Below are 23,368 nucleotides of genomic sequence, written 5' to 3'. Positions count from 1 at the left end.
CTTACTCCTCTAAGGCTGGCGCATCGAGACGGGTTCCATATTCCTCCTGGCCCTCTTCGAACCGGATCGGCTTTCGGCGTGTCCGGTTGACAGTGACGCCGAATACATCGAAGCGGTTGTAGCCAGACACGACGTCATGAAGTCGTTTCGGTTCAACACACTCGTCAAGATCGATATGGGCATAGCCGATACCTTCATCAATCATTTCGTCACCAAATGGCGCTCCAGTCGGTCCGAGGAAAAAGCTGCTGGCCCGCGGACTGGCATCTATGATCGCTGCGATCGCAGGATCATCCAAAGCAATAGATCTGCGTGCGCTTTCATCCAACCGACCGGCGACAACGATGCCGAAGCACTTGGCCTCGAAACAATGGGCTGAGGCCCGAATGCGGTTGGCCGCCCTGTTATCGTAGTTATCGCTCTCCGTTGGAACACGAGTGGGCCAGATCGGCGGATAGCTACTTATATGAACCTGTTCGGCCTGCGTCATCAGACTGTAGCGCGCGAGTGGATTTGTGTTTTCCCCGCAGATGAGACCGCCGATACGGCCTATTCTTGTATTTGCGACGACCAGACCCGCGCCATCGCCCGGATCCCAAACCAGTTTCTCGAAAAACGTTCCGACCAGCTTCCGATGATGGATGAGGATTTCGCCTGTATCGGAAATCAAGACATTGCTATTCCACAGTCCTCCAACACTTGCCGGGTTGCGCTCGGAGAAACCGATTGAAACGAATACACTGTTATCGGACGCAGCTTTGCGCACACGCTCGATTTCTGGCCCATCCACATATACCGAGGCGTTCAGGAAGCGTTTGAAATGTCCGTGCGATTGAATGGGTGGGTAAAGTGCCGCCCAGACGGGAAACCCGGGAAGAAAGCTTTCCGAAAAAACCACAAGTGATGCGCCATTTCGAGCAGCCTCTGCAATTACCGAACAAGCTTTCTCCGCGCTCTCCAACGGATCGAGATAAACCGGGGCTACATGAGCAGCGGCGGCCTTGAAGTTCGTGCTTCCCATCGACATTCCTCTACTGATCAACGTTCGCCATCAGCCATCTCGACCAACTCGGCAAAGGCAGGCTCAAGATTGCCGTTTTGCTGTTAGACCGATCTCGATACGTGCTCCAAGCGGCAGGCTGGCGCAGCCGATTGTGGTGCGGGCCGGGTAGGGCGATGAAAAACGCGTCGCGTAAATCTCATTCATCTGGCCAAAGTCACCCATGTCGGTGAGATAGACATTGACGGATACGACATCATCCGACCCCAGGCCTGCTGCTTCAAGAACTTCAAACAGATTATCGAAACACTGGCGTGTCTGATCGGCGACGGTTCCGTCGACAAGTTTGCCGGTGCTGGAATCGAGCGGCGTCTGACCCGAGCAAAATAACAGGTCGTCGGCCCATGTCGCGTGCGAATATGGTCCTACTGCCGCAGCGTTCGAAGCATTCACAGTTCGTCTAGACATGGTTTCTCCCAAGGCAGGTTAAGCAGCGCGACCTGCTGGCGACCAGGATATCCGCAAGTGGTTTGCGTCATGATATGCTGCATGTTCGCCTTTACAGCCCGTTCGAAACTATCAAAACGAATTTGTGCGCCAACCCGAATTGGATGCACTACTCTGTGCAAAAATAGACGGAGGGTCGCATGGCGACTGCAATCGATCATCTTGACTGGGACGATCTCAAACTTTTCCTCATCGTCGTTCGGTGCAAGAGCGTGACCGGAGCCGCCCGGGAACTGAAAGTCAGCCACTCCACTGTTTCCCGTCGGCTTGCTCGCCTGGAATACACGGTTGGCGGCGCACTCGTCGAAAGGACCAGGGATGGACTTCTGCTGACCCCAGCCGGGCTTGTTACGATGCGGCGAGCGGAGGAAATCGAGAATGGGGTGAATGCGCTTCGCAGCGACGTGAGCAATCGAGACGAGGTACGCGGTACGGTCAGATTAGCCACCATGGAGGGCATCGCAACGCTTTATCTCTCCGAGCGCCTCGTTGAACTCAGTAGTCGGTACCCTGATCTTGACATCGAGCTTGTGACATCGCCGCAAACCGTTCGGGTCGCTCGCCGGGAGGCAGATCTTTTCCTAAGTTTCTTCAAGCCACATGGAACTGCTCTCGACAGTCAGCTGATCGGACGCTTCAAGACTGGCCTATTCGCTTCGCAGGTCTATCTGGAACGCAATGGCGTTCCCTCTCAAGCGGCGGATCTTCGCGAGCACCGCTTTGTCGGCTATATCGAAGAGCTAGTTCAGCTCGAAAGCGTTCTATGGCTAGAGGAACTCGTACCCGCCCCAACGATGGCGTTCAGCTCAAACAGCATGATGTCGCAGATGTTCGCGGCGTCTGCGGGCGCAGGAATTGTAGCGCTTCCTGAATTCGCACGCAGTCTGAAACTCGGGCTCATTCCAGTGCTTGAAGAGTTGCGCGGCGAACGTGAGATCTGGATGTCGGCACACCAGGACCTAGCGTATCTCCCGAGAGTACGAGCCGTCAAGCAATTCGTAAAAGAGCTGCTTCGTCGAGACGAACAACGCCTTCTGAGAAACGAACCCTGGCCCTCGTGAGTTTCGCAAATCGCATCGTCCGGAGCACTCTGGCCCGTCGAATTAGCAAAGAGTCGCCCTGTCGCTCAGTTCTGCACAGCGGGTTGCGAAGTTGTCGACTTCCGCGACAATGCCTATTGCGTCAACAAGATTACTGACTCGATTAAAGGAAGGAACGCTTATGTCGCAAATCAGCAGCGATGCTTGCAAGGCTTTTGACCTCCTTCGTCTGCGTGCCGATACCCCCGGTACAAAAAGCAGAAACCATCTAAACAATGCTGGAGCGGCATTGATGCCGAGCCGGGTGATCGATGCAGTGATTGGCTACCTGAGCCGGGAGGGCGAAATCGGTGGCTACGAGGCAGCAGCGGAGGCCAACTCGCTGTTGGAGGGAGCCTATGACAGCTTGGCCACTTTCGTACACTGCGCTCGCGACGAGATAGCGATAGCTGAAAACGCGACGATCGCCTGGCAGCGCGCCTTCTATTCCCTTTCTTTTGGACCTGGAGACAGGATTCTGACGGCAAGTGCCGAATTTGCGGCCAACTACGTGGCATTTTTGCAGGTTGCCAAGAGCACCGGCGTATCCATCGAAATCATTCCGAATGACGCCTCTGGCGTCCTTGATCCGGACGCGCTGGCGAAAATGATTGATGAGCGCGTTCGATTGATAGCGGTCACCTGGATCCCGACGAACGGCGGGCTTATCAATCCAGCAGCAGCGATCGGTCGAATAGCGCGAGACAACGGCATTCTCTATCTGCTCGACGCCTGCCAAGCTGCGGGTCAAACGCCGATCGATGTGAATGCTCTCGGCTGCGACATCCTCACCGCTACCGGCAGGAAGTTTCTCCGTGCGCCGCGGGGAACGGGTTTCATGTACATGCGAAAATCAGTTCTGGAGAAGATCGAGCCAGCGATGATCGATCTCTACGGCGCGCCCTGGACCGCACCCGATCGATACGAGTTGCGACCTGATGCCAGACGCTTTGAAACGTGGGAAAAGAACTGTTCGGTTCGTCTCGGCTTGCGGGCAGCAGTGGATTACGCGCTCGAAATAGGGCTCGAAAACATCGAAGCGCGCTGCAGTCACCTTTCTTCAAGGCTTCGGGAAGGTCTGAGGGGGATGCGTGCCGTATCCGTACATGATCTTGGGGCGCCGCTCGCGTCCATCATCTCATTCACGGTTAACGGCTGGGATTCGCCAGCCGTCATGGCCTATCTGGCTGGCAAGGGAATCAACGTCTCGGTTTCCCCGCCCTCTAGTACACCCGTGGACGCGTATACGCGACAACTCCCGCCGGTGGTGCGAGCTTCCCCACATTATTACAATTCGGAGGAGGAAATTGAGGCATTCCTAGAGGCAATTGCTGGTATTGCCGCGTAACTGATCGGCGCGACTGGATCAACTGGATACCAATAATGCCATTTTTTTTCGGCTATTGGTGAGGCTTCTTCGCGGGAACACGGGCAACGTCCCATCTAGGCGGCGAGCAGACTTCATCGTCGTTTTGTTCATCCTGGCCTTAAAAGAGTGCCTCTGGCGCCACCCACACCGGCTTCGGGGGTACATGTCGGAGAGGTGGCAGTTCGCGACTTCAGGGTTGGCGGTGGCGTCGTAATGTATCGCGCGAGAAAGATATGCAGGGAAGCGAATATCATCACTTCCACCAGTGGTATTTAAAATTTACGAGTTCAGAAAGGGCCGCAGCGTCCACGCTCGCCTGATCGCTAATCAGAGCTCTGTCAACGGCGATTAAATCGCACTCGTCGCGCTCGTTCGATCAATCTTTCTAGCCCTTGTTTCCGCCCCTTGACCTGTAAAGGCGTTCTGGAAGTCTGCGTCGAAGCCGAATAAGACCCCGCCAATGTTGTAGCACGGGTGAGTTCTCGGCCGCGTCCGCCGAGGTTTACGCCTTTCTCGATATCGATCGCAGCAAAGTCCGGTTTCAGAAACGCCGCTGCAGGTGATGTAGGAGATCTACCCCAGCGTCCATCAACGGCAGCAACAAGTGTGCATCAGCGCTGGTCTCGCATAGCCGTGCCGCGAAATCCTGCTGCTTCCACTGGCTTACGCTAATGATGATCGGAAAGTCAGGGCCAACCGCCTCATTGATGGCCGCGACGGCCATGCTTGGAAAGCGTGGCCGCTCCTTAATCGTCGCGACACCATAACGATTGTTACACTTGTTGGTACCTAGTCAGAACAGGTCGAGGAGTTAGCCACGCGCACCGCGGCTTGCCCGGCCTCATCAAGTCCGGATGGCTTTCTACCGGCAATTCAAGTTCCCAGTCCGTTTAGCGAACGGAACATACAACGCAATTTGCGGCCCCATTTGGTCACCTGCATCGTGTACGGCATTGCCGGCTCCAATTACAGCCGGCGAGGTCGTGCCTGCTCGGAATGACGATCCTTGGAGAACAAGCATCACCTATGCGTCTGGCAGACGGCGCTTTGATCGTGTCCGGGATTCCCGTGATGAAACTCTCAACGACCTGACCAGCGCGGCAGCAAATTGAGCAAAGTGCGCTGCCCTTTGGCTCGTTTGCCACGTTCCGGTGGATCGTTTCGCATCCTATGATTACGCCATAAACTTCACGGAGGATCGTTATGACAATTTACAATATCGCTCTGATCGGATTTGGCGGCGTCAATCGCGCACTGACTGAACTCATCGCCGCCAAGAACCAGCTCTGGGAACGCGACCTTGGCTTCCGCCTGAATATTGTCGCTGTGAGCGACCTCTATTTGGGTTCGGTAATTTCGCCAAATGGTCTTGATGCAAAAACTCTGGTCGACGCGAAGTTCGAAAAGGGTGGCTTCGGACAACTTTCGGGTGGAAGTGCTGAAGCTGACAACGAGACCATCATCAAGACGGCGCCGGCAGACATCGTCGTCGAGGCAACGTACACCAATCCCAATGATGGCGAACCCGCCGTCTCGCATTGCAGGTGGGCACTTGAGACCGGCAAACACGTGGTAACCACCAACAAAGGCCCTGTCGCCATCGCTGCCCCAGCGCTCAAGGCGTTCGCAAAAACCAACGGCGTGCGCTTCGAGTACGAAGGCGCCGTGATGAGCGGCACACCTATTATTCGCATGGCGGAAAGAACCCTTGCCGGCGCCGAATTGAAGGGCTTCGAGGGGATCCTCAACGGCACATCCAACTTCGTCCTCGGTCGCATGGAAAGCGGTCTGGATTTCGCCTCCGCCGTCAAAGAAGCACAGAAACTCGGTTATGCCGAAGCCGACCCGACCGCAGATGTGGAAGGTTTCGACGTTCGTCTGAAGGTTGTCATCCTGGCAAACGAACTGCTTGGCGCGAATCTCAAGCCTGAGGATATAAGCTGCAAGGGCGTCTCCGGTCTTTCACTCTCCGACATCGAGGAAGCCGCCAAGGCAAACAGCCGCTGGAAGCTCATCGGGGCTGCGGTCCGCAATGACGACGGCAGTGTGACCGGCAGTGTTTCCCCCAAACGGCTTGGCCTCGATCATCCGCTGGCAGGCGTCAACGGCGCCACTAATGCAGTCTCACTCGACACCGAACTGCTGGGCGCCGTGACGATCACCGGACCTGGCGCTGGCCGCATCGAAACTGCATATGCTCTTCTTTCCGATATCGTCGCCATTCATTCCGCGGGCGCTTCTTCCACCGCTAAGGAAGCTGCATGATGCACAACCTTGCACTCACCCAAGCGACAGGCCTCGAAGAAATTGCCGTCACCAGCCCCTTCGACGGTACGCTGGTCGGAACAGTTGTGGAAACCTGTGCTGCAAGCGTGGATGCGCTCCTTGAGCGAGCCAGGCGCGGCGCGCAGATTGCCAGAACCCTGCCCCGTCACAAGCGGTCGGCGATCCTTGAAACGGCCGCAGCAGCAATCGAGGCCTCGCGGGAGGAGTTCGCGCTCCTGATCGCCAAAGAGGCGGGCAAGACGATTACGCAGGCCCGCAAAGAGACAATCCGGTGCGTCAATACGCTCAAGCTGTCCGCCGACGAGGCCAAACGCAATGCGGGCGAAGTCATCCCGTTCGATGCTTACGCGGGCTCGGAGTCTCGCCAGGGTTGGTATACGAGAGAACCGCTGGGGATTATTGCTGCCATCACGCCCTACAACGACCCACTCAACCTCGTTGCCCACAAACTCGGTCCCGCGATCGCCGGTGGCAACGCAGTGCTTTTGAAGCCGTCCGAGTTTACCCCACTCTCTGCCGTCAAGCTCGTCGAGGTCATGATCGAAAGCGGTCTACCTGAAGAGATTATAACGGTTGCGATCGGTGGCCCTGAGCTTGGAAAGGCTCTTGTTGCGGCGAGAGACGTTCGCATGATCTCGTTTACTGGCGGCTTTGCCACCGGTGAAGCGATTGCCAAAACCGCAGGCCTCAAAAAACTTGCCATGGATCTCGGCGGCAATGCGCCTGTCGTCGTTATGGAAAATTGCAACTTCGATGCGGCCGTCGAGGCTTGCGTATCGGGAGGCTTTTGGGCGGCCGGTCAGAACTGCATTGGTACGCAGCGAATTCTGATCCAGCGGCCGATCTATCAGCAATTCAAGGCGAAATTCGTCGCAGATACCAAGAAGCTCAAGACTGGCAATCCCTTGGATGCCGATACCGATGTCGGCCCGTTGATCTCCGAAAAGGCTGTCAGCAGAGCGATCGCAATGGTCGAACGGGCGCTCGCTGCAGGCGCGACATTGCTTTGCGGCCATAAGCCAGCCGGCAATCTCTACCCGCCGACCGTCCTGGAGGATGTTCCGATATCCTGCGACGTGTGGGGCGAAGAAGTATTCGCGCCGATCGTCATTCTTCAGCCCTTCGATGGATTGGCTGATGCAATTGGTCTTGCAAACGGCCCTGACTACAGCCTTCACGCCGCCATTTTTACCAATGAGCTGGAAGCGGCGCTCGAAACTGCAAGCAAGATCGAGGCCGGTGGCGTCATGGTCAACGACTCCTCCGACTACCGGTTCGATGCAATGCCGTTTGGCGGCTTCAAATATGGCAGCATGGGCCGCGAGGGTGTGCGGTTTGCCTATGAGGACATGACCCAGCCGAAGGTCGTGTGCATCAACCGGTTGAAGCCTTAACAGCTCTTTCCACGCTCAATGCCATCAGCAATTTCGGGGTCAACAATGTTCAAGGGTTCTATCACTGCACCTGTCACGCCATTTGCTGATGGCCATGTGGATGAGGGCGCGCTGCGCGATCTCATCGAATGGCAGATCGACGAAGGGTCCTTCGGCCTTGGTTCGTGCGGAACGACGGGGGAAAGTCCGACGCTCAGTCATGCCGCGAGTTCTGTGAAAGTCGGCCGGACGCAGTTGCAAGACGCTGCGCCCGTGACCGCGGGGAAGGAATTCGAAGCGTTTGCTGAATTCATTGACGAGGATATCGTTCAAGTCCAGTACGCCTCTAAGCTTCTCAAGGAGATAAACCTCGGCGGTTCGGCGAGCGGCACGGCAATCAACGTACCCTCAGGCTTCGCGCAGGCGGTATGCGATCACCTGTCGCAGAAATCCGGCTACCGGTTAATTCCGGCCCGTAACTTCATCGAAGCCACATCGGACACGGGCGGATTCGTCTCCTTCGTGCTTAAGCGCATTGCTTTCAACCTGACGAAGAGTTTGCAACGACCTTCGGCTGTTGAGTAGCGGTCCCCGTGGCGGTCTGGGAGAGATCCGCTTGCCGCCGGTCCAAGCCGGCTCGTCGATCATGCCTGGCAAGGTCAATCCCTTCATCCCGGAGATGATGAACCAGATTAGCTTTCAGGTTATCGGCAATGATCTTACGGTGACGCTCGCCGCCAGTGCCGGTCAACTGCAGCTGAACGCGATGGAGCCGGTCATCGTTTTGAATATCCTGCAGTCGATGCGCATGCTAACCAGAGGCATGGTGATCTTAAAGGAACGCTGCATCGATGGCATCGAAGTTGTTGTCGATCGTTGCCAGGCGTTGCTCGACCAATCTCTCGTTCTTGCTAAGCCGCTGGCGAAGTTCATCGGATACAGCAAAGCGGCAGATCTTACCAAAAAGGCGCTGGTCGAAAAGAGAAACTTGCGAGATGTTGTCGAAGAAGAAAGAGGTCTGACGGAAAGCCAGGTTCATCAGATTTATGGAGATACCGCGGAGTTTGCGAATTTCTCAAGAAGTGGTTGGACGGAGGGGAAAGATGGCCGTTTTCACTGAAATATCCGACGAAGACCGAAACTCGATAGCCGCAGCCTACGGTATGACATCGTTGTCGTCGGTGATCGGTATTGCCGACGGTGACAGGGAAACGACCTATCTTTTCCGGACAGCGGGCGGTGAATTCATCGTCACGCTTTTCGAAAACGGCGCCGAGCCGCTGGATCTGGAACGCGCGTTCGCAACGATGGAGAAGCTGAACAACAGGGGTATTCCATGTCCTAAACCGACGCGGACGGTTGATGGCGACGCCACCTTCCAGGCCGCCGGTCGCCTTGTTGCCATCGTGAGCTTTGTAGCGGGATCATCGACAAACAATCCAACGCCAGAAAAGACCGAAAATCTCGGCCGCCTCATGGCGCGGATCCACGTGATCCTGCAAGGGGGGCGAAAACATTCTCTGGATGAGTTGCCAACGGGTGCCCTGCATGGAGCCCTGGTACCTTCCAATGTCTTCTTCCTCGGAGAGAACGTCAGCGGTGTGATTAACTTCCGGCTCCGGCACGATGACGTGCTGATTTCTGAGATTGCGGGCGTTCTCATTAGCTGGGCGAGCCAGCCGGCTGGAGAGCTGGACGAACAGAAAGCCCGGGCCATCTTGGCAGGCTATGAGAGTGTAAGACAGCTGACTGAGGCGGAAAAGAAAGCACTTCCCGCGTTCGTCCTCGCATCCGCCGCCAGACACTATGCTAGCAAAAAGGACAAGATTTATATGCTTGAGGCGGCTGTACGCGCATTTGAATCTTCGGGATTTGGCCCAGTTGCCCGGCAACCGGCCTGTCGGGCATGAGATATCTTCTCGACCGCATCGACGAACAAATCCTAAGCGCGCTGCGGACCAACGCACGGGCCTCTCACGCTGAGCTATCGGGCAAGGTCAACCTGTCCCGTAATGCTGTTCGCGTTCGGATAGAACGGCTAGAACGCGAGGGCTTCATCAAGGGCTACACGATCGTCACTGGGGATGGCGGAAACGATAGCCCGATCACCACCGCATTGATGTTTGTCTACCGCCAGGACCGTATGAGGGGTGGCGAGGTCATCCAAGCTTTGCGGACAATTCCAGAGGTCGTCGCTTGCGATGTGATGACGGGCGATTTCGATCTCGTCGTCAGAGTGGAATCTCCGCGAGCCGATCGAATTCGCCAGATCTGGCAGCTGATATCCGAGCTCCCGGGCGTACGGGACACCCTTACGGCGTTCGCTCTTTCCTCCGTTGTGCGGAGGGATGAGGTGCGCCGCGGCCAAAATCCGGCAGCTTCCAATGAGCCTTTATGAGCCCTGTTAAGAAACTGCGAAACATGCGTGCACCGACCAATGCAGTCGAACTTCTACCGAACGGCCGAGATCGGCGCATGTGAAAGCGCATTGTACCCGGCATCAGATCGTATGGATGCCGCGACCCCGCAGGTTTTCTGACTCGGCGTTTCCACTCAACGATGTGGGGAAACGCCTCCAGTGGCAATCGCGGAGGACCTTTTTTCCGGCTACGTCAATATGTGAGAGATGGGTTGAGGGCTGACGGGAGCAAGGGTGTTTGCCGCGGGCGGTGGTCTATACGACGCGGCCGCGTGCGAGATCGACGTGTGGAACCGGCAGGCCGCGCCAACAACCATCACGACGGGACTCCGAGAAGTCGATAAGAGGAAGCACCAGAAGGCCGCAGCGGAAAATACAAGTCTCCTTCGACAGCGCCTCATGGACGTGAACGAGCCGCCTTGACGATAAGATTGATGGTGAGGCCTGCTCCGAGCACTGCTTGCGTTCAAGCGCGGCGAGCCACGTGTATGCGCAATGGTCAAAACGCCGGGCCCAGAGGATGAAGATCGGAGTCGCATTTGCGGGGAGCGTAAGTGTTGATTGCGGAACGGGTAAGGCATGTCAATCGCGCAAGGGTCTGCTCTTCGCCCAGGGCGTCACTGGCTATCAGCCGCTTCGCAAGGATTGCGGGTTGCACAAAGTTCGGGACAGCGATTTCACTAAGTCGCGGACAAAAGTCGCGTCGGATTTAGATCGATTTTCGTGAGCACCGATCTGGCAATTTGTCCTCGTATTTTGAGCGAGGACATGATGCCCAGACGGACTCCCGGAATCGTAACGAACCCGCAAGACGCGGCGTCGCAGCTTTTCGCCCGTTTTAAGACGGCTGTACTGGGCGAGCCCCCTTGCCTTTGAGGATGGCCTGCGGGTGGTCCCGCCACGTTTTTAATCGTCATGCACCGCGTGCATTTTCACGATGCGAATTATTAATTTGATTGAATGCACCGTCGGGCCTCACAACGAAGGGAGGCGAGATCAAAATTTTCGAGACGTGGGTGACCGCGCTAATCGGGGGACAGCCCAGACATCGGGAACTGAATGTGCCCATCTAGTCAAGCGGAGGCGAGTATGACTGGTAGTCAATCCACAAGGAGATCGGCCGACAAGATCGACCCGGAACAACTGACCATCGTTCCACTTCGACACCCTTGGAGGTGGGTGGCCGTCGCCTTGGTCTTAGTGTCGGTCGCCGGCATGATCAGGTCAGCAATTTCCAATCCCGAGTTTCAGTGGCCCATCGTCGCGCAATATCTGTTCAACCCACTCATACTCGATGGTCTTTGGCAAACCGTTCTAATCACAGCGGTCGTGATGGCCCTAGCCACTCTCGGGGGAACCATCGCCGCATTGATGATGCTGTCTCCGAGCAAGCTGCTTTCTGTGCCCGCTGCGGCCTTCGTCTGGTTCTTCCGAGGCACTCCAGCTCTCGTCCAGTTGATCATCTGGTACAATCTGTCGATCGTCGTCAAAGATATCACGCTTTGGCTGCCGGGGGTCGGCACAGTGTATTCGGTGTCTACAAATGACATCATGACCCCACTGGTCTCGGCCATCGTCGCACTCTCGCTTCATGAAGCGGGATATATGGCCGAAATCGTCAGGAGCGGATTGAAGTCGGTCAACAAGGGCCAGTACGAGGCGTCGGCATGTCTTGGGATGAATCCCAGCCTGGCGATGAGGAGGATTGTCCTTCCCCAAGCGATGAGAATAATCATTCCGCCGACCGGAAACGAGACGATCAACCTTCTCAAGACGACCTCTCTGGTCAGTATCATCGCTGTGGGCGATCTGCTGTACTCGGCCCAGTCCATCTATGCCCGGACGTTCGAGACCATCCCTCTGCTCATTGTTGTGTCTTTCTGGTACCTCGCCGTAGTCTCGATCATGTCTGTCGGTCAGTTCTACCTGGAAAAACATTTCAGCCGCGACGAGCATCGCATCAATCCCGGAATCACGAGGGCAATACTCGGGAACCTGGCCAAGATCGGTCGGAAGGAGGCGCTGGCATGACTGCACCCGGCACACATCACGAGCGCTTCGGGATCGCATCTACGACGATGGTACATGCCAAAGGCATCCGCAAATCCTACGGCCATCTCGAGGTGCTCAAAGGCGTGGACCTCACGGTGCCGTCCGGCTCGGTCGCTTGCATCATCGGCCCTTCGGGATCGGGAAAGAGCACATTCCTGCGCTGCATCAATCACCTCGAGGAAATCAATGGCGGGTTGATGCTCGTCGACGGAGACTTCGTTGGCTATCGCCTAGAAGGCAACAAACTCTACGAACTGCCGCCGAGCGCGATATGCCAGCGCAGGGCCGAGATCGGAATGGTTTTCCAGCAGTTCAACTTGTTTCCTCACATGACCGTGATCGAAAATCTTATGGAGGCTCCTTTACGCGTGAAGCGGGAGCCGGTTGCGCAGGCGACGGCAAAGGCGATTGAACTTCTCAAACGGGTGGGCCTTGCCGAAAAGAGGGACGCTTACCCGAGGCAGTTGTCAGGCGGCCAGCAACAGCGCGTGGCTATCGCACGGGCGCTCGCGATGAACCCAAAGGTCTTGCTTTTTGACGAGCCGACATCCGCACTCGATCCAGAGCTCGTGGGCGAGGTGCTCGAGGTGATGAAGAGTCTGGCGCGCGAGGGAATAACCATGGTAGTCGTGACGCATGAAATCGGGTTCGCCCGCGAGGTTGCCGATCAGCTTATCTTCATGGACGGCGGCCTTGTCGTCGAATCCGGCAACCCGCGAGAGATGATTGCCAACCCGCAGTCTCCCCGAACACGTGAGTTTTTGGCGCGCGTCCTCTGACGCGCGGAAAAACTCCCGGACCGCCCTCCGAAATTCATCTATCCACAGCCACAGCCACAGCCACAGAAGCCGAAGGACAGGACTTGCCAATGAACTCTTCTTTCGAGCAGCGCATCATAGAACTGGCCATCGATCTCCCGAAACCGCCCGGATCGGTCGCGAACTACGTCGCAACTCACCAAGTCGGGAACCTCCTGTTCATTTCAGGGCAGCTTTGCGTGTCTCCCGATGGCATACTCGTGGCGTTGGGATCGCTCGGGGAAAACGTCTCTGTCGAAGACGGAATACGAGCTGCTCGGGCCGCCGCGATCAATGTCATAGCTCAAGCTAGAGCCAGCCTTGGAAGCCTGGACAAGATCAAGAGGGTCGTTCGACTGGGTGGGTTCATCGCTGCGACGTCTTCGTTTTCCGAGCACGCACGCGTCATGAACGGTGCCTCGGACGTCATCCTTGAGATTTTCGGCGAGCAAGGGCGGCACGCGCGGAGCACCATCGGGGTTTCTTCCCTGCCATTGCAGGCCGCAGTCGAGGTCGAAGCCCTGTTCGAGCTAGACTGACAAATGCCTGTATGCCCCTTTCGGCGGTTTATCGCAAACGCGGCTTTTCAGGCCGCAGGCGCGTTCAAAGCTCCAGTCGTTCGTAGACGCCTTGTTTGAGCGTCCTCTGTCTGTCAGACACGTCTTTGATCAGGTTCCGAAACCACACATGCCCGGGGTCTAGTTCATTCGATCTATCGAAGATCAACGAAATAGTGACATCGGGAAGTTCGAGCGGCGGAGGAACGATCGCTGTCTCGCTTTCTTCAGAGAGTGCCAGCAACACGCCGTCGCCGAACGCCGAAATCAGCTCCGTGCCTTTGATGACCCATGGAGCAACGAGATAGTGCGGTATCGTTGCAACCACTTTTCGATGAAGGCCGAGCTTCTGCAAGGTTATATCCGCGATGCCGGCTGCGATGCCGTCCGCGGATATCTGAAGGTGCGGCGACGCGAGGTAACGATCCAGCGACATGTCGGCCATCGCCGGATTTCCAGTCCATCCAGCACAAACCATCCGATCCCTCGAAAGCTCCACGACCTCGAAGTGCTCGGCATCGAGCTTGGGGTTGCCAAGCACCGCGCATTCCACTTCGCGGTTCTTCAACGATCCGAGTGCGTCGGGTTCCCTGGCGTGGACCACATTCAACGAAGCATTGGGCGCGAGCATCGAGAAATTCTCGATCAGTTCGGGCAAGTAGGTGACGGCCGTATAGTCCGAAAGGCCAATCCGAAAATTTCTAGAGGTGGTCGTCGGATCGAAATTGAGGTGTCGGTCCACCGCCACCCGAATTTCGTGCAGGGCCTGGGAAATGACCTCCGCCAATTCTTTCGCCCGGGCGGTCGGCTCCATGATCCCCGCTTCTCGGGTGAAGAGGTCGTCTTTAAACACGTCGCGAAGCCTGCTCAGTGAATGGCTTATGGCTGACTGGGTGCGCCCAAGTCTGTCCGCAGCCCTGGTCACACTCCGCTCCCGCATGAGGACGTCGAAGGTCCTTAGGAGGTTGAGATCGAGTTGGTTCAAAGAGAACTCGGCCATATCGGGACCCTCGGGTGCTTTTGCTCGCCGTCAAAAGATATCGGCGGTCCGCAAAAGATCATGAATGCAGCTCATATTGTCAATGCATCTTTTCAATTCGATTCACTGCTCAGGATGTGCTTCCTTACCCGTGCTAACGCCAACGTCCAAAAAAGGGGATCATCATGAAAGCCACGCATCTGGGTATTTTCGTCGCCCTCGCGCTTGCCCAGAACGCCATCGGAGCGGAGATTCCGGTCACGGAATCCGTCAAGTCGTCGGGTACGCTCACAATCGCCAATGGGCTCGACTACGCCCCATTTGAGTTCGTAGATGCAAACGGCCAGCCGGCTGGCCTGGACGTGGATTTGGCGCACGAGGCGGCGAAGCTCATCACGGCTAAACTCGACCTTCAGCGCATACCTTTCGCTTCTCAAATTCCTTCGCTCGCGGCCGGAAGGGTCAAGGTAGCGTGGGCGACGTTCACGGTGAAGGAAGATCGCTTGAAGCAGGTCGACTTCGTCACGTTCCTCCAGTCCGGAACCGTGGCGATGGTTCTCCCTGACAAGAAAGACTCCATCTCGGATGCGAAGAGCCTGTGCGGCAAGCGGGTGGCGGTCCAGACCGGATCGGCGGCCGATTTCACCGCGGACAAGCTGAGCGAGGACTGCGCGAAATCCAACCTGCCCAAGATCGACAAGGTCATCTATCCCGAGCAGAAAGACACGATCCAGGCGGTGCTAACAGGTCGGGCCGACGCTCGTTTCGACGACTCCACCGCGGCTGGATATTACGAGCAGACCAGCAAAGGAAAGCTCGTCGTTGCTCCGGGAGTCTACGATGTCCTACCTTTGGGCGTCGCCGTCCAGAAAGGCGACAAGGCCTCAGCTGAAATGATGCAGGCAATTTTTCAGGAACTCATCGCCAACGGCAAGTACAAGACCGTCCTCGACAAGTATGGCATGTCGCTCGCGGCGGTCAAAAAATCCCGTATCATCACCTCTGTCGATCAGATTGCCGAATAAGCCCCTTACGAGCGGATGAGCGCCATCCGCTCGCTTTCACCCTCGCTTCGTGACCGAATTCACGAGCAACGGGAGCCGACGGAAACTGCGCCATTTTTTTCACCGAGATCATGCATGAACGCACACGCTTCAACGAGGCACGAGACCTATCTGAACGCGGCCGAACTCGCATTCATCCGCAGCCAATACCCGATCGTCAAAGAATGCATCTATTGGAACAACGCCGCTGTTTCCCCTATATCGATCGGCGTGCGGGATGCGATCGCCCGGCAGGCGACACTCCATGCCACGGACACGTCCGGGATCATGGTGGCAAGCGCGCCGACATGCGACAAAGGACGCAGCCTTGCCGCCAAACTTGTTGGCTCGACTGCGGAACGGATTGCCTACATCCAGAACACCTCGCATGGCCTGTCGCTCGTCGCCTTGGGAATCGATTGGAAGCCTGGTGACAACCTGGTGGTTCCTGAGCTCGAATTTCCCTCAAACTTTCTCATCTGGGAGACGCTTTCCCAGCAAGGTGTGGAAATCCGCACGATGAAGGCGCGCAACGGAGCGCTTGCTCCAGATGATCTTCGTTTCCTGGTCGACAGCAGGACGAAACTGGTCGCAGTGAGCCATGTTCAGTTCTACAGCGGTTTCCGGGTCGATCTCGCCGGATTCTCGCAAATCTGCGCCGATCACGACGCATTGTTGGTCGTCGACGGCACGCAGTCGGTCGGGGTGCTGAGCGTGGACATGGAGGGCGAAGGCGTAGATGTCCTCGTTGTGAGCGCCCATAAATGGATGCTCGGACCAGTCGGAATAGGCTTCGCCGCGTTCTCCGAGAGGGCTTTCGAACGCATCAAGCCGCGCATTGTCGGTTGGTTGAGTGTGAACGACGCCTTCTCCTTTCATCGTGTTCTCGATTTTCTTCCAGACGCCAAGCGGTTCGAACCAGGCACCGAGAACGGCGCAGGCATCTTCGGATTGGCCAAGAGACTTGAAGAGATCGATTCCATCGGCATGGAGAAGATCGAGAGCTATGTTATGGAACTCGGAGCGCGGATTCGGAGGCAGGCTAAATCCGCAGGGTACGAAATCATGAGTGATTGGCCGGAAGAATCCCAGTCGGGCATCATCCTGCTGAAGAATCCAAAGGTGGCCACCAGCGTACTGTTTGCAGACTTGGATGCTGCCGACGTGAAATGCAGCGTCAGGAACGACGCCATCCGTTTTTCGCCTCACTACTACAGCAATGACGATGAGCTCGCGCTGGTCTCCGAGGTCTTACGGGGAGCAACATCCCGAGCCAATGCGTAACCCGCCACTCGCTCGAAGGCGGCACTTCGACAGTGCGCATGCTGCTTTTGCCGCATTCCGGCCAACCAAGATGATTCCGGTGATCCTGGGCAGCAAGAAGTGGCGTCGATACAACGAAATCGATTGTCGATCAGCAGCCATTCGTTCGCAAGAAAGTCTAGCCGATACGGCTTGTGCTCGACCTGCAGGTTCAATAAGAGACCCGAGCCGAACAGCACGCCACTGCGCGGCAGCAACTTGTAATCCGCGATCCTCGCTTCGAGAAACGCTTCTTCGGCCGGTGATTCACAGAACGGCAGGAAGTAGCTCTTCCGATTCGGATCTTCCAATGTCGCCGTCCAACGCCGAGCCTACCAGGCGTCGACCGGAGGGTCCGGCTTCGGATCCACGATGTTGTAAATCGTCGAGGCGAAGAAGGCAGCCAGAAGGAAGAGAAGAGGAACAACGAAACCGCCTGCGAAGCAGATCACCGTGAGAATTGCGCGGATGACGATCATCTTTTGCTGAGCCTTGGCGTTCACGCTGATTCCCCAATGCAATGCCGGCCCCCACCGTTGCTTCGACTGGCCCGCAACAGCAAGTCTGGCAAGGCTCGTGGGCGTGTAAACAGGTCCCTGTACAGCTCGTTGTTGACCAGTGCCGCCAATCCCATCACAGATTAGTGCGGCAAGGACAACGTGGGACCGGAACAGCGTTTACGAACAGGATTGGCCGCCGCAATATATGTTCGCTGCTTCCCCTCGAGAATGCCTTTTGATAATTCCGCGCATATGGCGCGCCGCCAGTGTTGCGATTGCTGGAAGAATAAAATCGTGAGATCGCTGATTGATCACCGTGCCACGATGATCGCGACACCAATCGCAGTCGGCAAGCTGTCTCTACACAGCAAGGGCGCGACGAATGACTTCAGGCGCTAGCCAATTCATTCGGGCCAGCCAACTAGGCGGAAGCGTCCAGCCCGACTGAGTCTGAAGCCTGGATAGCCCTATAACCCTTAGGGGCGTTGAAGGGCTTCCCACTAAGCGCGTCCTGTACCCGGTGAGTTGCTGCAGGCGCCCTCCTTAGGTCAGCTGCGTACCAGTTCAGCGCGACGCGTGCTTCAGATTTTGCCTAAAACTCCTAGAGCGGCCGCGGTCCTTCGTATCCTTGAGGCGTCAAAATCCGCGTCGTTCTCAAGAGCTGTCACCTCGGCCACGGTCAGACCGGTGGTTTCTGCGAGGTCGTCCAAAGAATAGCCGCGAGCCTGGCGAGCCTCTGCAAGCAGGGCGCCGATGGATGGGACAGCAGGGGATTTCGCAATCTTCGAGGCCATGTTCATGTCTTTAAGCTTCCTTCTGGCGGCCGGAAAACAAAAGGTTTCTAGTTCCACCGCTGCCGACCGCGTCCGGCAGCGGTGGATTTCTCCGATTTCCGCGGGCGCTCTTTCTAGCAGTTTGTGCGATGGAGTACAGGTCGAACGTGGTGAAGGAGTGGACGACCCTTGCCTCCGGGGGTCAACCTTTCCCTGCGATCATCATTGGCGCCCGCTAGTAGAGTGACGTCTTGCTGCAATCGACATTGATCGCCGTAATCGAGTACAGGGCTTGGACTGAAGACGAGCAGCTTCGCATGCCTTCTTTGAAATCAACATCTATCAGGTTTCCATATGTCGGGATGGAAGCGCCGTCTCAGTCGAACGCTTGCAAATCAGATCGGCGAGCCGACCGAGGATATCATGGACGACATGAATTCGACGCCAGCAAAGGACGGCTCGGGTACATAGGCTTCAACAGGTGTGAACCATCACGGCATCGAAAGATGGTAGGAAAGTAAAATCTTGCTGCCGGTATTTCATTCGTTTGATCGCGCGACCACCCACCGATAGCCTGAGTGTCACCTGCATCCCCAAGCCATTGCAGTTGTCGCTTGACAGCTCCCTCGGCAAGCCTCTACCCTTTTTCGCATTCACCAGGGGGGTCCCGGCAAGGGGCTGAGATACTGCTATCGCGCGCAGTGACCCGTTGAACCTGATCCAGTTCATACTGGCGTAGGGACGGTGCAAGCGCTCGAAGGCAGTGGATTCACGCGTCGAATCCGTGCCGGCGTCTTTTCATCATTCCGGCTGAGGACTGGGTCTCCAATCGAAAACTTGGAGCCTCAAACCATGAATATCGCCGCAAAGAATATCACCCCATCCGTCACCACCGGCCCCTTGCCGGCATCCAGGAAGATCTACATTCGGGGGGGCGTCCATCCCGACATTTGCGTGCCGATGCGCGAAATCAGCCTGCATCCGACATCGGGCGAGCCGCCCGTTGTCGTCTACGACTCGTCCGGCCCCTATACGATCGAGGGCACCGAGATCCGCATCGAACAAGGGCTGCCCTCACTGCGACGTGACTGGGTTCTCGCCCGCGGCGACGTCGAGGCCTATCAGGGCCGCCATGTCCGTCCCGAAGACAACGGCTTTGCCAGCGGCGAAAGGCTGACGCCCGAATTCCCCGCACTACGCCAGCCGCTGCGCGCAAAGGACGGCAAGGCCGTCACCCAGTTCGCCTATGCGCGCGCCGGTATCATCACGCCGGAAATGGAGTTCATCGCCATCCGCGAAAATCTCGGCCGCAAAGCGAGGGCCGAAGCCATGGTCCGCAGCGGCGAAAGTTTCGGCGCCCAAATTCCGGACCATGTGACGGCGGAATTCGTCCGGCAGGAAGTGGCGGCGGGTCAGGCGATCATCCCCGCCAACATCAACCATCCGGAAGCCGAACCGATGATCATCGGCCGCAATTTTCTGGTGAAGATCAACGCCAATATCGGCAACTCCGCCGTCACCTCATCGATGGCGGAGGAGGTTGAGAAGATGGTCTGGGCGGCCCGCTGGGGCGCCGATACCGTCATGGATCTCTCCACCGGCCGTAACATCCACAACATCCGCGAATGGATCATCCGCAATTCGCCGGTGCCGATCGGTACCGTGCCGCTCTATCAGGCGCTGGAGAAGGTCGATGGCATTGCCGAGAACCTGACCTGGGAGGTGTATCGCGACACGCTGATCGAACAGGCCGAACAGGGCGTCGACTATTTCACCATCCATGCCGGCGTGCGACTTCACTACATCCCGCTCACCGTCAACCGGGTGACCGGCATTGTCTCGCGCGGCGGCTCGATCATGGCGAAGTGGTGTCTCCATCATCACCGCGAAAGCTTCCTCTACGAGCATTTCGAGGAGATCTGCGACATCTGCCGCGCCTATGACGTCTCCTTCTCGCTCGGCGATGGCCTGCGCCCCGGCTCGATCGCTGACGCGAATGATGCGGCGCAGTTCGCCGAGCTGGAAACACTGGGAGAGCTGACCAAGATCGCATGGGCGAAAGACTGCCAGGTGATGATCGAAGGTCCCGGCCATGTGCCGATGCACAAGATCAAGGAAAACATGGACAAGCAGCTCGCGGTCTGCGGCGAGGCGCCCTTTTATACACTCGGACCGTTAACTACCGATATCGCGCCGGGCTACGACCACATCACGTCCGGCATCGGGGCTGCGATGATCGGCTGGTTCGGCACCGCCATGCTCTGCTACGTGACGCCCAAGGAACATCTCGGCCTGCCGGACCGCAACGACGTGAAGGTAGGTGTCATCACCTACAAGATCGCGGCCCATGCCGCCGATCTCGCCAAGGGGCATCCGGCAGCACAGCTGCGCGATGACGCGCTCTCGCGTGCCCGTTTCGAATTCCGCTGGGAGGATCAGTTCAACCTCTCGCTGGACCCGGAAACCGCCCGCAGCTTCCACGACGAGACGTTGCCGAAGGAAGCCCATAAGGTGGCGCATTTCTGCTCCATGTGCGGCCCGAAATTCTGCTCGATGCGCATCTCGCACGATATCCGCGTCGAAGCGCAGAAGGAGGGTCTGGATGCGATGGCAGCGCGTTATCGCGAGGGCGGCGACCTCTATATGCCGATAGAAACCCTGCAGCATTCGGGCGAATGAGATGCGTGTGCTTGTCAAAGGGGCCGGCGTTGCCGGCCTGACGGTGGCGTATGAACTGCGCGCTCGAGATGCCGAGGTCACCGTGCTGGATCCATATGACGGTTTCCTGCGTGCTGCTTCGTGGCTCGCGGGCGGAATGTTGGCGCCCTGGTGCGAGCGGGAGAGTGCTGATGACGCGGTACTCATGCGCGGTCTCACCGCCGCCGACAAATGGGAGGCAATGGTGCCGGGAGAGGTGCGACGCAACGGAACGCTCGTGGTCGCCTCGGCCCGCGATCTTGGTGAACTGCGACGCTTTGCCTGCCGCACGACGGGTTATGAATGGCTGGAAGAGCCGGCGATTGCGGCGCTGGAACCCTCACTTGGCGGGCGGTTCCGGCACGGGCTGTTCTTTCGCCGCGAAGCCCATCTCGATCCCCGGCGAGTTTTGAGTCTGCTGCGCACCAAGCTGACGGCTCAGGGGGTCACCTTCGTGGGCGAGAGCTCGCATGAGGAGAGGTTCGACAGTGTCGTCGATTGCACGGGCGCTGCGCGCATTGGTGAGGCCGAGGAGTTACGCGGCGTCCGTGGCGAAATGCTTTACCTTAGAAGCTTTGACGTGGATCTCTCCCGGCCGGTCCGCCTGCTCCATCCGCGTTTCCCCGTCTACATCGTCCCGCGCGGAGACGGTCTGTTCATGGTCGGCGCGACGATGATCGAGACGGAATTCGACGGGCCTATTGTCGCCCGTTCACTGATGGAACTGCTCAACGCTGCATACACGCTATTTCCGGCCTTTGCCGATGCAACTATAATCGAAACGGGTGTCGGAATCCGCCCAGCCTTTCCGGACAATCTTCCCCGCGCAAGCCGTCAGGGAAAGGTGATCTCGCTCAACGGCCTCTACCGACACGGTTTTCTGCTCGCGCCAGCTATGGCGGCCGAGGCCGTTGAACTTGTCTACAACCAACACACTACGGGAAGGAACGCCTCATGAAAGTGATCGTTAATGGCGAGGCCCAGGATGTCGCGGCTGACACGCTGTCGGAGCTTTTGGTCCTGATGGAATACGAGGGTGACTGGCTGGCGACAGCCGTCAACGGTGAGCTGGTCCATCGCGAAGACCGGTTCGATCGTTCGCTCAGCGACAATGACAGGATCGAAATCCTGTCGCCGATGCAGGGAGGCTGATGGATGCTGACGCTTTATGGCGCCGAAATAAACTCCCGTCTGCTGCTCGGCACAGCGCGATATCCCTCTCCTGCCGTCCTCTCCGAGGCCGTCAGGCAATCGGCGACGGAAATCGTCACCGTCTCGCTTCGCCGTGAGATGTCTGGCGGCCGCAGTGGGGGAGCCTTCTTCGAGATGATCCGCGCGCTCGGCGTTCGTATCCTTCCCAACACTGCAGGTTGCCACAGCGTCGCGGAAGCCGTGCTGACCGCAAAGATGGCCCGCGAGCTGTTCGCCACCGACTGGATCAAGCTCGAGGTCATCGGCAACCATGATACGTTACAGCCGGATGTTTTCGGTCTCGTCGAGGCGGCTCGCATTCTCGTCGGCGAAGGTTTCGAAGTCTTCCCGTACACGACCGACGATCTGGTCGTGGCCGAACGACTGCTGGAGGCCGGCTGCAAGGTGCTGATGCCTTGGTGCGCACCGATCGGCAGTGCCGCCGGGCCGCTCAATCCGACAGCGCTCAGGGCAATGCGGGCGCATTTCCCTGACGTGTCGCTGATCGTCGATGCCGGCATCGGTCGGCCGTCGCACGCAACTGCGGTGATGGAGCTCGGTTTCGATGCGGTTCTGCTCAACACCGCCGTTGCTGGCGCCGGAGATCCCGCGGCGATGGCAGGCGCCTTTGCCGCGGCAATCGCCGCCGGCAATCAAGCCTTTAAAGCCGGCCTGATGGAGCCGCGCGACATGGCCGTACCCTCTACGCCGGTGATCGGAAAGGCGGTGTTCACATGAAGCTCGATCCGTTCTACCTGATCGTGGACAGCGCCGAGTGGATTGCCCGGCTGGTACCGCTTGGCGTCAAGCTGGTGCAGTTGCGCATCAAGGATCGTCCGAGGACTGAACTATGCGCCGAGATTCGTCGCGCAGTAGCAGTCTGCGCTAAACATCAATGTCAGCTGATCGTCAACGACTATTGGCGGCTTGCGATCAAGGAAGGTTGCGGCTTCGTCCATCTCGGCCAGGAGGACCTTGCGACAGCGGACCTCGACGCGATACGAGCGAGTGGCCTGAAGCTTGGCGTCTCAACGCATGACGAACGCGAGCTGGAAATCGCACTGGCAGCAAGGCCTGATTATATCGCACTCGGCCCGGTCTACACGACGATCCTCAAGCAGATGAAATGGCCGCCGCAAGGGCTGACGCGGCTGAGCGAATGGAAATCGCGCATCGGCGACCTGCCTCTCGTCGCCATCGGCGGGTTGAATGTCGAACGGATCGAAGGCGTCCTTGCTCACGGGGCGGATAGCGTCGCCGTCGTGACCGACGTGATGCGGCATGAAAATCCGGAACTTAGAACAAAGCAATGGATCATCGCCACAGCGCAGGCGCGAACCCACAATCTTCAGTAAGCCGCCAGGAAACCTGGGTAATGGATTGTAGAACCTACGGGTCGTCAAGCGCCTTGAACGGCTTCGATCCAACGATCCGCTTTTTCAAA

At 57.6% G+C, this 23,368-nt stretch carries 22 protein-coding genes, 3 pseudogenes and 1 riboswitch; of the genes and pseudogenes, 19 read left to right on the top strand and 6 right to left on the bottom strand.

Annotation, left to right across the window (positions count from 1 at the left end; all coding sequences use genetic code 11):
- Position 1: 1 nt before the first annotated feature.
- Both FFM53_RS32150 and FFM53_RS32145 read right to left on the bottom strand, forming a co-directional pair.
- Positions 2-1,021: a carbon-nitrogen hydrolase family protein gene (locus FFM53_RS32150; protein ID WP_138333675.1), complete on the bottom strand. Its 1,020-nt coding sequence runs from the start codon at positions 1,019-1,021 to the stop codon at positions 2-4.
- A gap of 63 nt (positions 1,022-1,084) precedes the next feature.
- Complete coding sequence (locus FFM53_RS32145) at positions 1,085-1,468, bottom strand: RidA family protein (RefSeq protein WP_138333677.1); 384 nt, start codon at positions 1,466-1,468, stop codon at positions 1,085-1,087.
- Positions 1,469-1,647: 179 nt separating this feature from the next.
- Here FFM53_RS32145 and FFM53_RS32140 point away from each other — a divergent pair, with 179 nt between their 5' ends.
- The 12 genes and pseudogenes from FFM53_RS32140 (at position 1,648) to FFM53_RS32090 (ending at position 13,421) form a co-directional block, all read left to right on the top strand.
- Positions 1,648-2,568 carry a LysR family transcriptional regulator gene (locus tag FFM53_RS32140; protein ID WP_138333679.1) on the top strand — a complete coding sequence of 307 codons (921 nt, stop codon included), beginning with the start codon at positions 1,648-1,650 and terminating at the stop codon, positions 2,566-2,568.
- Positions 2,569-2,728: 160 nt separating this feature from the next.
- Positions 2,729-3,934, top strand: coding sequence for an aminotransferase class V-fold PLP-dependent enzyme (locus FFM53_RS32135; protein ID WP_138333681.1), 1,206 nt, complete (start codon positions 2,729-2,731; stop codon positions 3,932-3,934).
- A 1,224-nt stretch (positions 3,935-5,158) separates the two neighbouring features.
- Complete coding sequence (locus FFM53_RS32130; protein WP_138333683.1) at positions 5,159-6,220, top strand: homoserine dehydrogenase; 1,062 nt, start codon at positions 5,159-5,161, stop codon at positions 6,218-6,220.
- Positions 6,217-7,635, top strand: coding sequence for an aldehyde dehydrogenase family protein (locus tag FFM53_RS32125; RefSeq protein ID WP_163925773.1), 1,419 nt, complete (start codon positions 6,217-6,219; stop codon positions 7,633-7,635). Before FFM53_RS32130 ends, FFM53_RS32125 begins: the two co-directional genes overlap by 4 nt.
- 18 nt (positions 7,636-7,653) lie before the next feature.
- Positions 7,654-7,785 (top strand): annotated as a pseudogene (locus FFM53_RS36665) (dihydrodipicolinate synthase family protein); the annotation flags it as partial.
- A gap of 54 nt (positions 7,786-7,839) precedes the next feature.
- Positions 7,840-8,734, top strand: a pseudogene (locus tag FFM53_RS32120) (lyase family protein); the annotation flags it as partial.
- Complete coding sequence (locus FFM53_RS32115; RefSeq protein ID WP_138333685.1) at positions 8,718-9,524, top strand: phosphotransferase; 807 nt, start codon at positions 8,718-8,720, stop codon at positions 9,522-9,524. The pseudogene FFM53_RS32120 and the gene FFM53_RS32115, both read left to right, overlap by 17 nt.
- Positions 9,521-10,012 carry an Lrp/AsnC family transcriptional regulator gene (locus FFM53_RS32110; RefSeq protein ID WP_131631587.1) on the top strand — a complete coding sequence of 164 codons (492 nt, stop codon included), beginning with the start codon at positions 9,521-9,523 and terminating at the stop codon, positions 10,010-10,012. Before FFM53_RS32115 ends, FFM53_RS32110 begins: the two co-directional genes overlap by 4 nt.
- Positions 10,013-10,457: 445 nt before the next feature.
- Positions 10,458-10,679: pseudogene (locus tag FFM53_RS32105) on the top strand (IS110 family transposase); the annotation flags it as partial.
- 443 nt (positions 10,680-11,122) lie between these two features.
- Positions 11,123-12,064, top strand: coding sequence for an amino acid ABC transporter permease (locus tag FFM53_RS32100; protein ID WP_138333687.1), 942 nt, complete (start codon positions 11,123-11,125; stop codon positions 12,062-12,064).
- A complete protein-coding gene (locus FFM53_RS32095; RefSeq protein WP_011654689.1) occupies positions 12,061-12,864 on the top strand; it encodes an amino acid ABC transporter ATP-binding protein in 804 nt (267 codons plus the stop codon). Before FFM53_RS32100 ends, FFM53_RS32095 begins: the two co-directional genes overlap by 4 nt.
- Positions 12,865-12,953: 89 nt before the next feature.
- Positions 12,954-13,421, top strand: a complete 468-nt coding sequence (locus FFM53_RS32090) for a RidA family protein (RefSeq protein WP_131631589.1) — start codon at positions 12,954-12,956, stop codon at positions 13,419-13,421.
- 64 nt (positions 13,422-13,485) lie between these two features.
- Here the strand turns inward: FFM53_RS32090 and FFM53_RS32085 are convergent, their stop codons facing one another.
- Positions 13,486-14,439, bottom strand: a complete 954-nt coding sequence (locus tag FFM53_RS32085; RefSeq protein WP_138333689.1) for a LysR family transcriptional regulator — start codon at positions 14,437-14,439, stop codon at positions 13,486-13,488.
- A gap of 164 nt (positions 14,440-14,603) precedes the next feature.
- Between FFM53_RS32085 and FFM53_RS32080 the strand changes: the two genes are divergently transcribed.
- Positions 14,604-15,443, top strand: coding sequence for an ABC transporter substrate-binding protein (locus tag FFM53_RS32080; RefSeq protein ID WP_138333691.1), 840 nt, complete (start codon positions 14,604-14,606; stop codon positions 15,441-15,443).
- Between the two features lie 114 nt (positions 15,444-15,557).
- Positions 15,558-16,745 carry an aminotransferase class V-fold PLP-dependent enzyme gene (locus FFM53_RS32075; protein WP_138333693.1) on the top strand — a complete coding sequence of 396 codons (1,188 nt, stop codon included), beginning with the start codon at positions 15,558-15,560 and terminating at the stop codon, positions 16,743-16,745.
- Here the strand turns inward: FFM53_RS32075 and FFM53_RS32070 are convergent.
- From FFM53_RS32070 to FFM53_RS32060, 3 genes are all read right to left on the bottom strand, one after another.
- Positions 16,673-17,074, bottom strand: coding sequence for a hypothetical protein (locus tag FFM53_RS32070; RefSeq protein WP_163925772.1), 402 nt, complete (start codon positions 17,072-17,074; stop codon positions 16,673-16,675). The two genes, FFM53_RS32075 and FFM53_RS32070, sit on opposite strands and share 73 nt — an antisense overlap.
- A 21-nt stretch (positions 17,075-17,095) precedes the next feature.
- Positions 17,096-17,266, bottom strand: coding sequence for a hypothetical protein (locus tag FFM53_RS32065; RefSeq protein ID WP_163879888.1), 171 nt, complete (start codon positions 17,264-17,266; stop codon positions 17,096-17,098).
- Between the two features lie 578 nt (positions 17,267-17,844).
- Complete coding sequence (locus FFM53_RS32060; RefSeq protein WP_020048045.1) at positions 17,845-18,063, bottom strand: helix-turn-helix domain-containing protein; 219 nt, start codon at positions 18,061-18,063, stop codon at positions 17,845-17,847.
- A gap of 621 nt (positions 18,064-18,684) precedes the next feature.
- Positions 18,685-18,796: riboswitch (TPP riboswitch) on the top strand.
- A 92-nt stretch (positions 18,797-18,888) separates the two neighbouring features.
- Here FFM53_RS32060 and thiC point away from each other — a divergent pair.
- The 5 genes from thiC to FFM53_RS32035 are packed head-to-tail and all read left to right on the top strand — an operon-like array spanning position 18,889 to position 23,279.
- Entirely contained in the window at positions 18,889-20,715 is a 1,827-nt protein-coding gene (gene thiC, locus FFM53_RS32055; RefSeq protein WP_138333695.1) for a phosphomethylpyrimidine synthase ThiC, read from the top strand.
- Position 20,716: 1 nt separating this feature from the next.
- On the top strand, positions 20,717-21,691 hold the full coding sequence (gene thiO / locus FFM53_RS32050; RefSeq protein WP_138333697.1) for a glycine oxidase ThiO: 975 nt from the start codon (positions 20,717-20,719) through the stop codon (positions 21,689-21,691).
- Positions 21,688-21,885 carry a sulfur carrier protein ThiS gene (thiS, locus tag FFM53_RS32045; RefSeq protein WP_138333699.1) on the top strand — a complete coding sequence of 66 codons (198 nt, stop codon included), beginning with the start codon at positions 21,688-21,690 and terminating at the stop codon, positions 21,883-21,885. Before thiO ends, thiS begins: the two co-directional genes overlap by 4 nt.
- 3 nt (positions 21,886-21,888) lie before the next feature.
- Entirely contained in the window at positions 21,889-22,662 is a 774-nt protein-coding gene (locus tag FFM53_RS32040) for a thiazole synthase (RefSeq protein ID WP_138333701.1), read from the top strand.
- Positions 22,659-23,279: a thiamine phosphate synthase gene (locus tag FFM53_RS32035; RefSeq protein ID WP_138333703.1), complete on the top strand. Its 621-nt coding sequence runs from the start codon at positions 22,659-22,661 to the stop codon at positions 23,277-23,279. Before FFM53_RS32040 ends, FFM53_RS32035 begins: the two co-directional genes overlap by 4 nt.
- Positions 23,280-23,368: the final 89 nt, after the last annotated feature.

Origin of the sequence: Rhizobium indicum, assembly GCF_005862305.2 — a bacterium.
Lineage (GTDB): Bacteria > Pseudomonadota > Alphaproteobacteria > Rhizobiales > Rhizobiaceae > Rhizobium > Rhizobium indicum.
This window is presented reverse-complemented; position numbering and strand designations above follow the sequence as displayed.

What these genes read in the sequence shown, in the direction of transcription:
- FFM53_RS32040 (WP_138333701.1), top strand. Translation starts at nt 21,889, where the DNA reads ATGCTGACGCTTTATGGCGCCGAAATAAACTCCCGTCTGCTGCTCGGC.
- FFM53_RS32085 (WP_138333689.1), bottom strand. Translation starts at nt 14,439, where the DNA reads ATGGCCGAGTTCTCTTTGAACCAACTCGATCTCAACCTCCTAAGGACC.
- FFM53_RS32075 (WP_138333693.1), top strand. Translation starts at nt 15,558, where the DNA reads ATGAACGCACACGCTTCAACGAGGCACGAGACCTATCTGAACGCGGCC.
- FFM53_RS32035 (WP_138333703.1), top strand. Translation starts at nt 22,659, where the DNA reads ATGAAGCTCGATCCGTTCTACCTGATCGTGGACAGCGCCGAGTGGATT.
- FFM53_RS32130 (WP_138333683.1), top strand. Translation starts at nt 5,159, where the DNA reads ATGACAATTTACAATATCGCTCTGATCGGATTTGGCGGCGTCAATCGC.
- FFM53_RS32145 (WP_138333677.1), bottom strand. Translation starts at nt 1,468, where the DNA reads ATGTCTAGACGAACTGTGAATGCTTCGAACGCTGCGGCAGTAGGACCA.
- FFM53_RS32100 (WP_138333687.1), top strand. Translation starts at nt 11,123, where the DNA reads ATGACTGGTAGTCAATCCACAAGGAGATCGGCCGACAAGATCGACCCG.
- FFM53_RS32095 (WP_011654689.1), top strand. Translation starts at nt 12,061, where the DNA reads ATGACTGCACCCGGCACACATCACGAGCGCTTCGGGATCGCATCTACG.
- FFM53_RS32110 (WP_131631587.1), top strand. Translation starts at nt 9,521, where the DNA reads ATGAGATATCTTCTCGACCGCATCGACGAACAAATCCTAAGCGCGCTG.
- FFM53_RS32135 (WP_138333681.1), top strand. Translation starts at nt 2,729, where the DNA reads ATGTCGCAAATCAGCAGCGATGCTTGCAAGGCTTTTGACCTCCTTCGT.
- thiO (WP_138333697.1), top strand. Translation starts at nt 20,717, where the DNA reads ATGCGTGTGCTTGTCAAAGGGGCCGGCGTTGCCGGCCTGACGGTGGCG.
- FFM53_RS32125 (WP_163925773.1), top strand. Translation starts at nt 6,217, where the DNA reads ATGATGCACAACCTTGCACTCACCCAAGCGACAGGCCTCGAAGAAATT.
- FFM53_RS32140 (WP_138333679.1), top strand. Translation starts at nt 1,648, where the DNA reads ATGGCGACTGCAATCGATCATCTTGACTGGGACGATCTCAAACTTTTC.
- thiC (WP_138333695.1), top strand. Translation starts at nt 18,889, where the DNA reads ATGAATATCGCCGCAAAGAATATCACCCCATCCGTCACCACCGGCCCC.
- FFM53_RS32150 (WP_138333675.1), bottom strand. Translation starts at nt 1,021, where the DNA reads ATGGGAAGCACGAACTTCAAGGCCGCCGCTGCTCATGTAGCCCCGGTT.
- FFM53_RS32080 (WP_138333691.1), top strand. Translation starts at nt 14,604, where the DNA reads ATGAAAGCCACGCATCTGGGTATTTTCGTCGCCCTCGCGCTTGCCCAG.
- thiS (WP_138333699.1), top strand. Translation starts at nt 21,688, where the DNA reads ATGAAAGTGATCGTTAATGGCGAGGCCCAGGATGTCGCGGCTGACACG.
- FFM53_RS32115 (WP_138333685.1), top strand. Translation starts at nt 8,718, where the DNA reads ATGGCCGTTTTCACTGAAATATCCGACGAAGACCGAAACTCGATAGCC.
- FFM53_RS32060 (WP_020048045.1), bottom strand. Translation starts at nt 18,063, where the DNA reads ATGAACATGGCCTCGAAGATTGCGAAATCCCCTGCTGTCCCATCCATC.
- FFM53_RS32090 (WP_131631589.1), top strand. Translation starts at nt 12,954, where the DNA reads ATGAACTCTTCTTTCGAGCAGCGCATCATAGAACTGGCCATCGATCTC.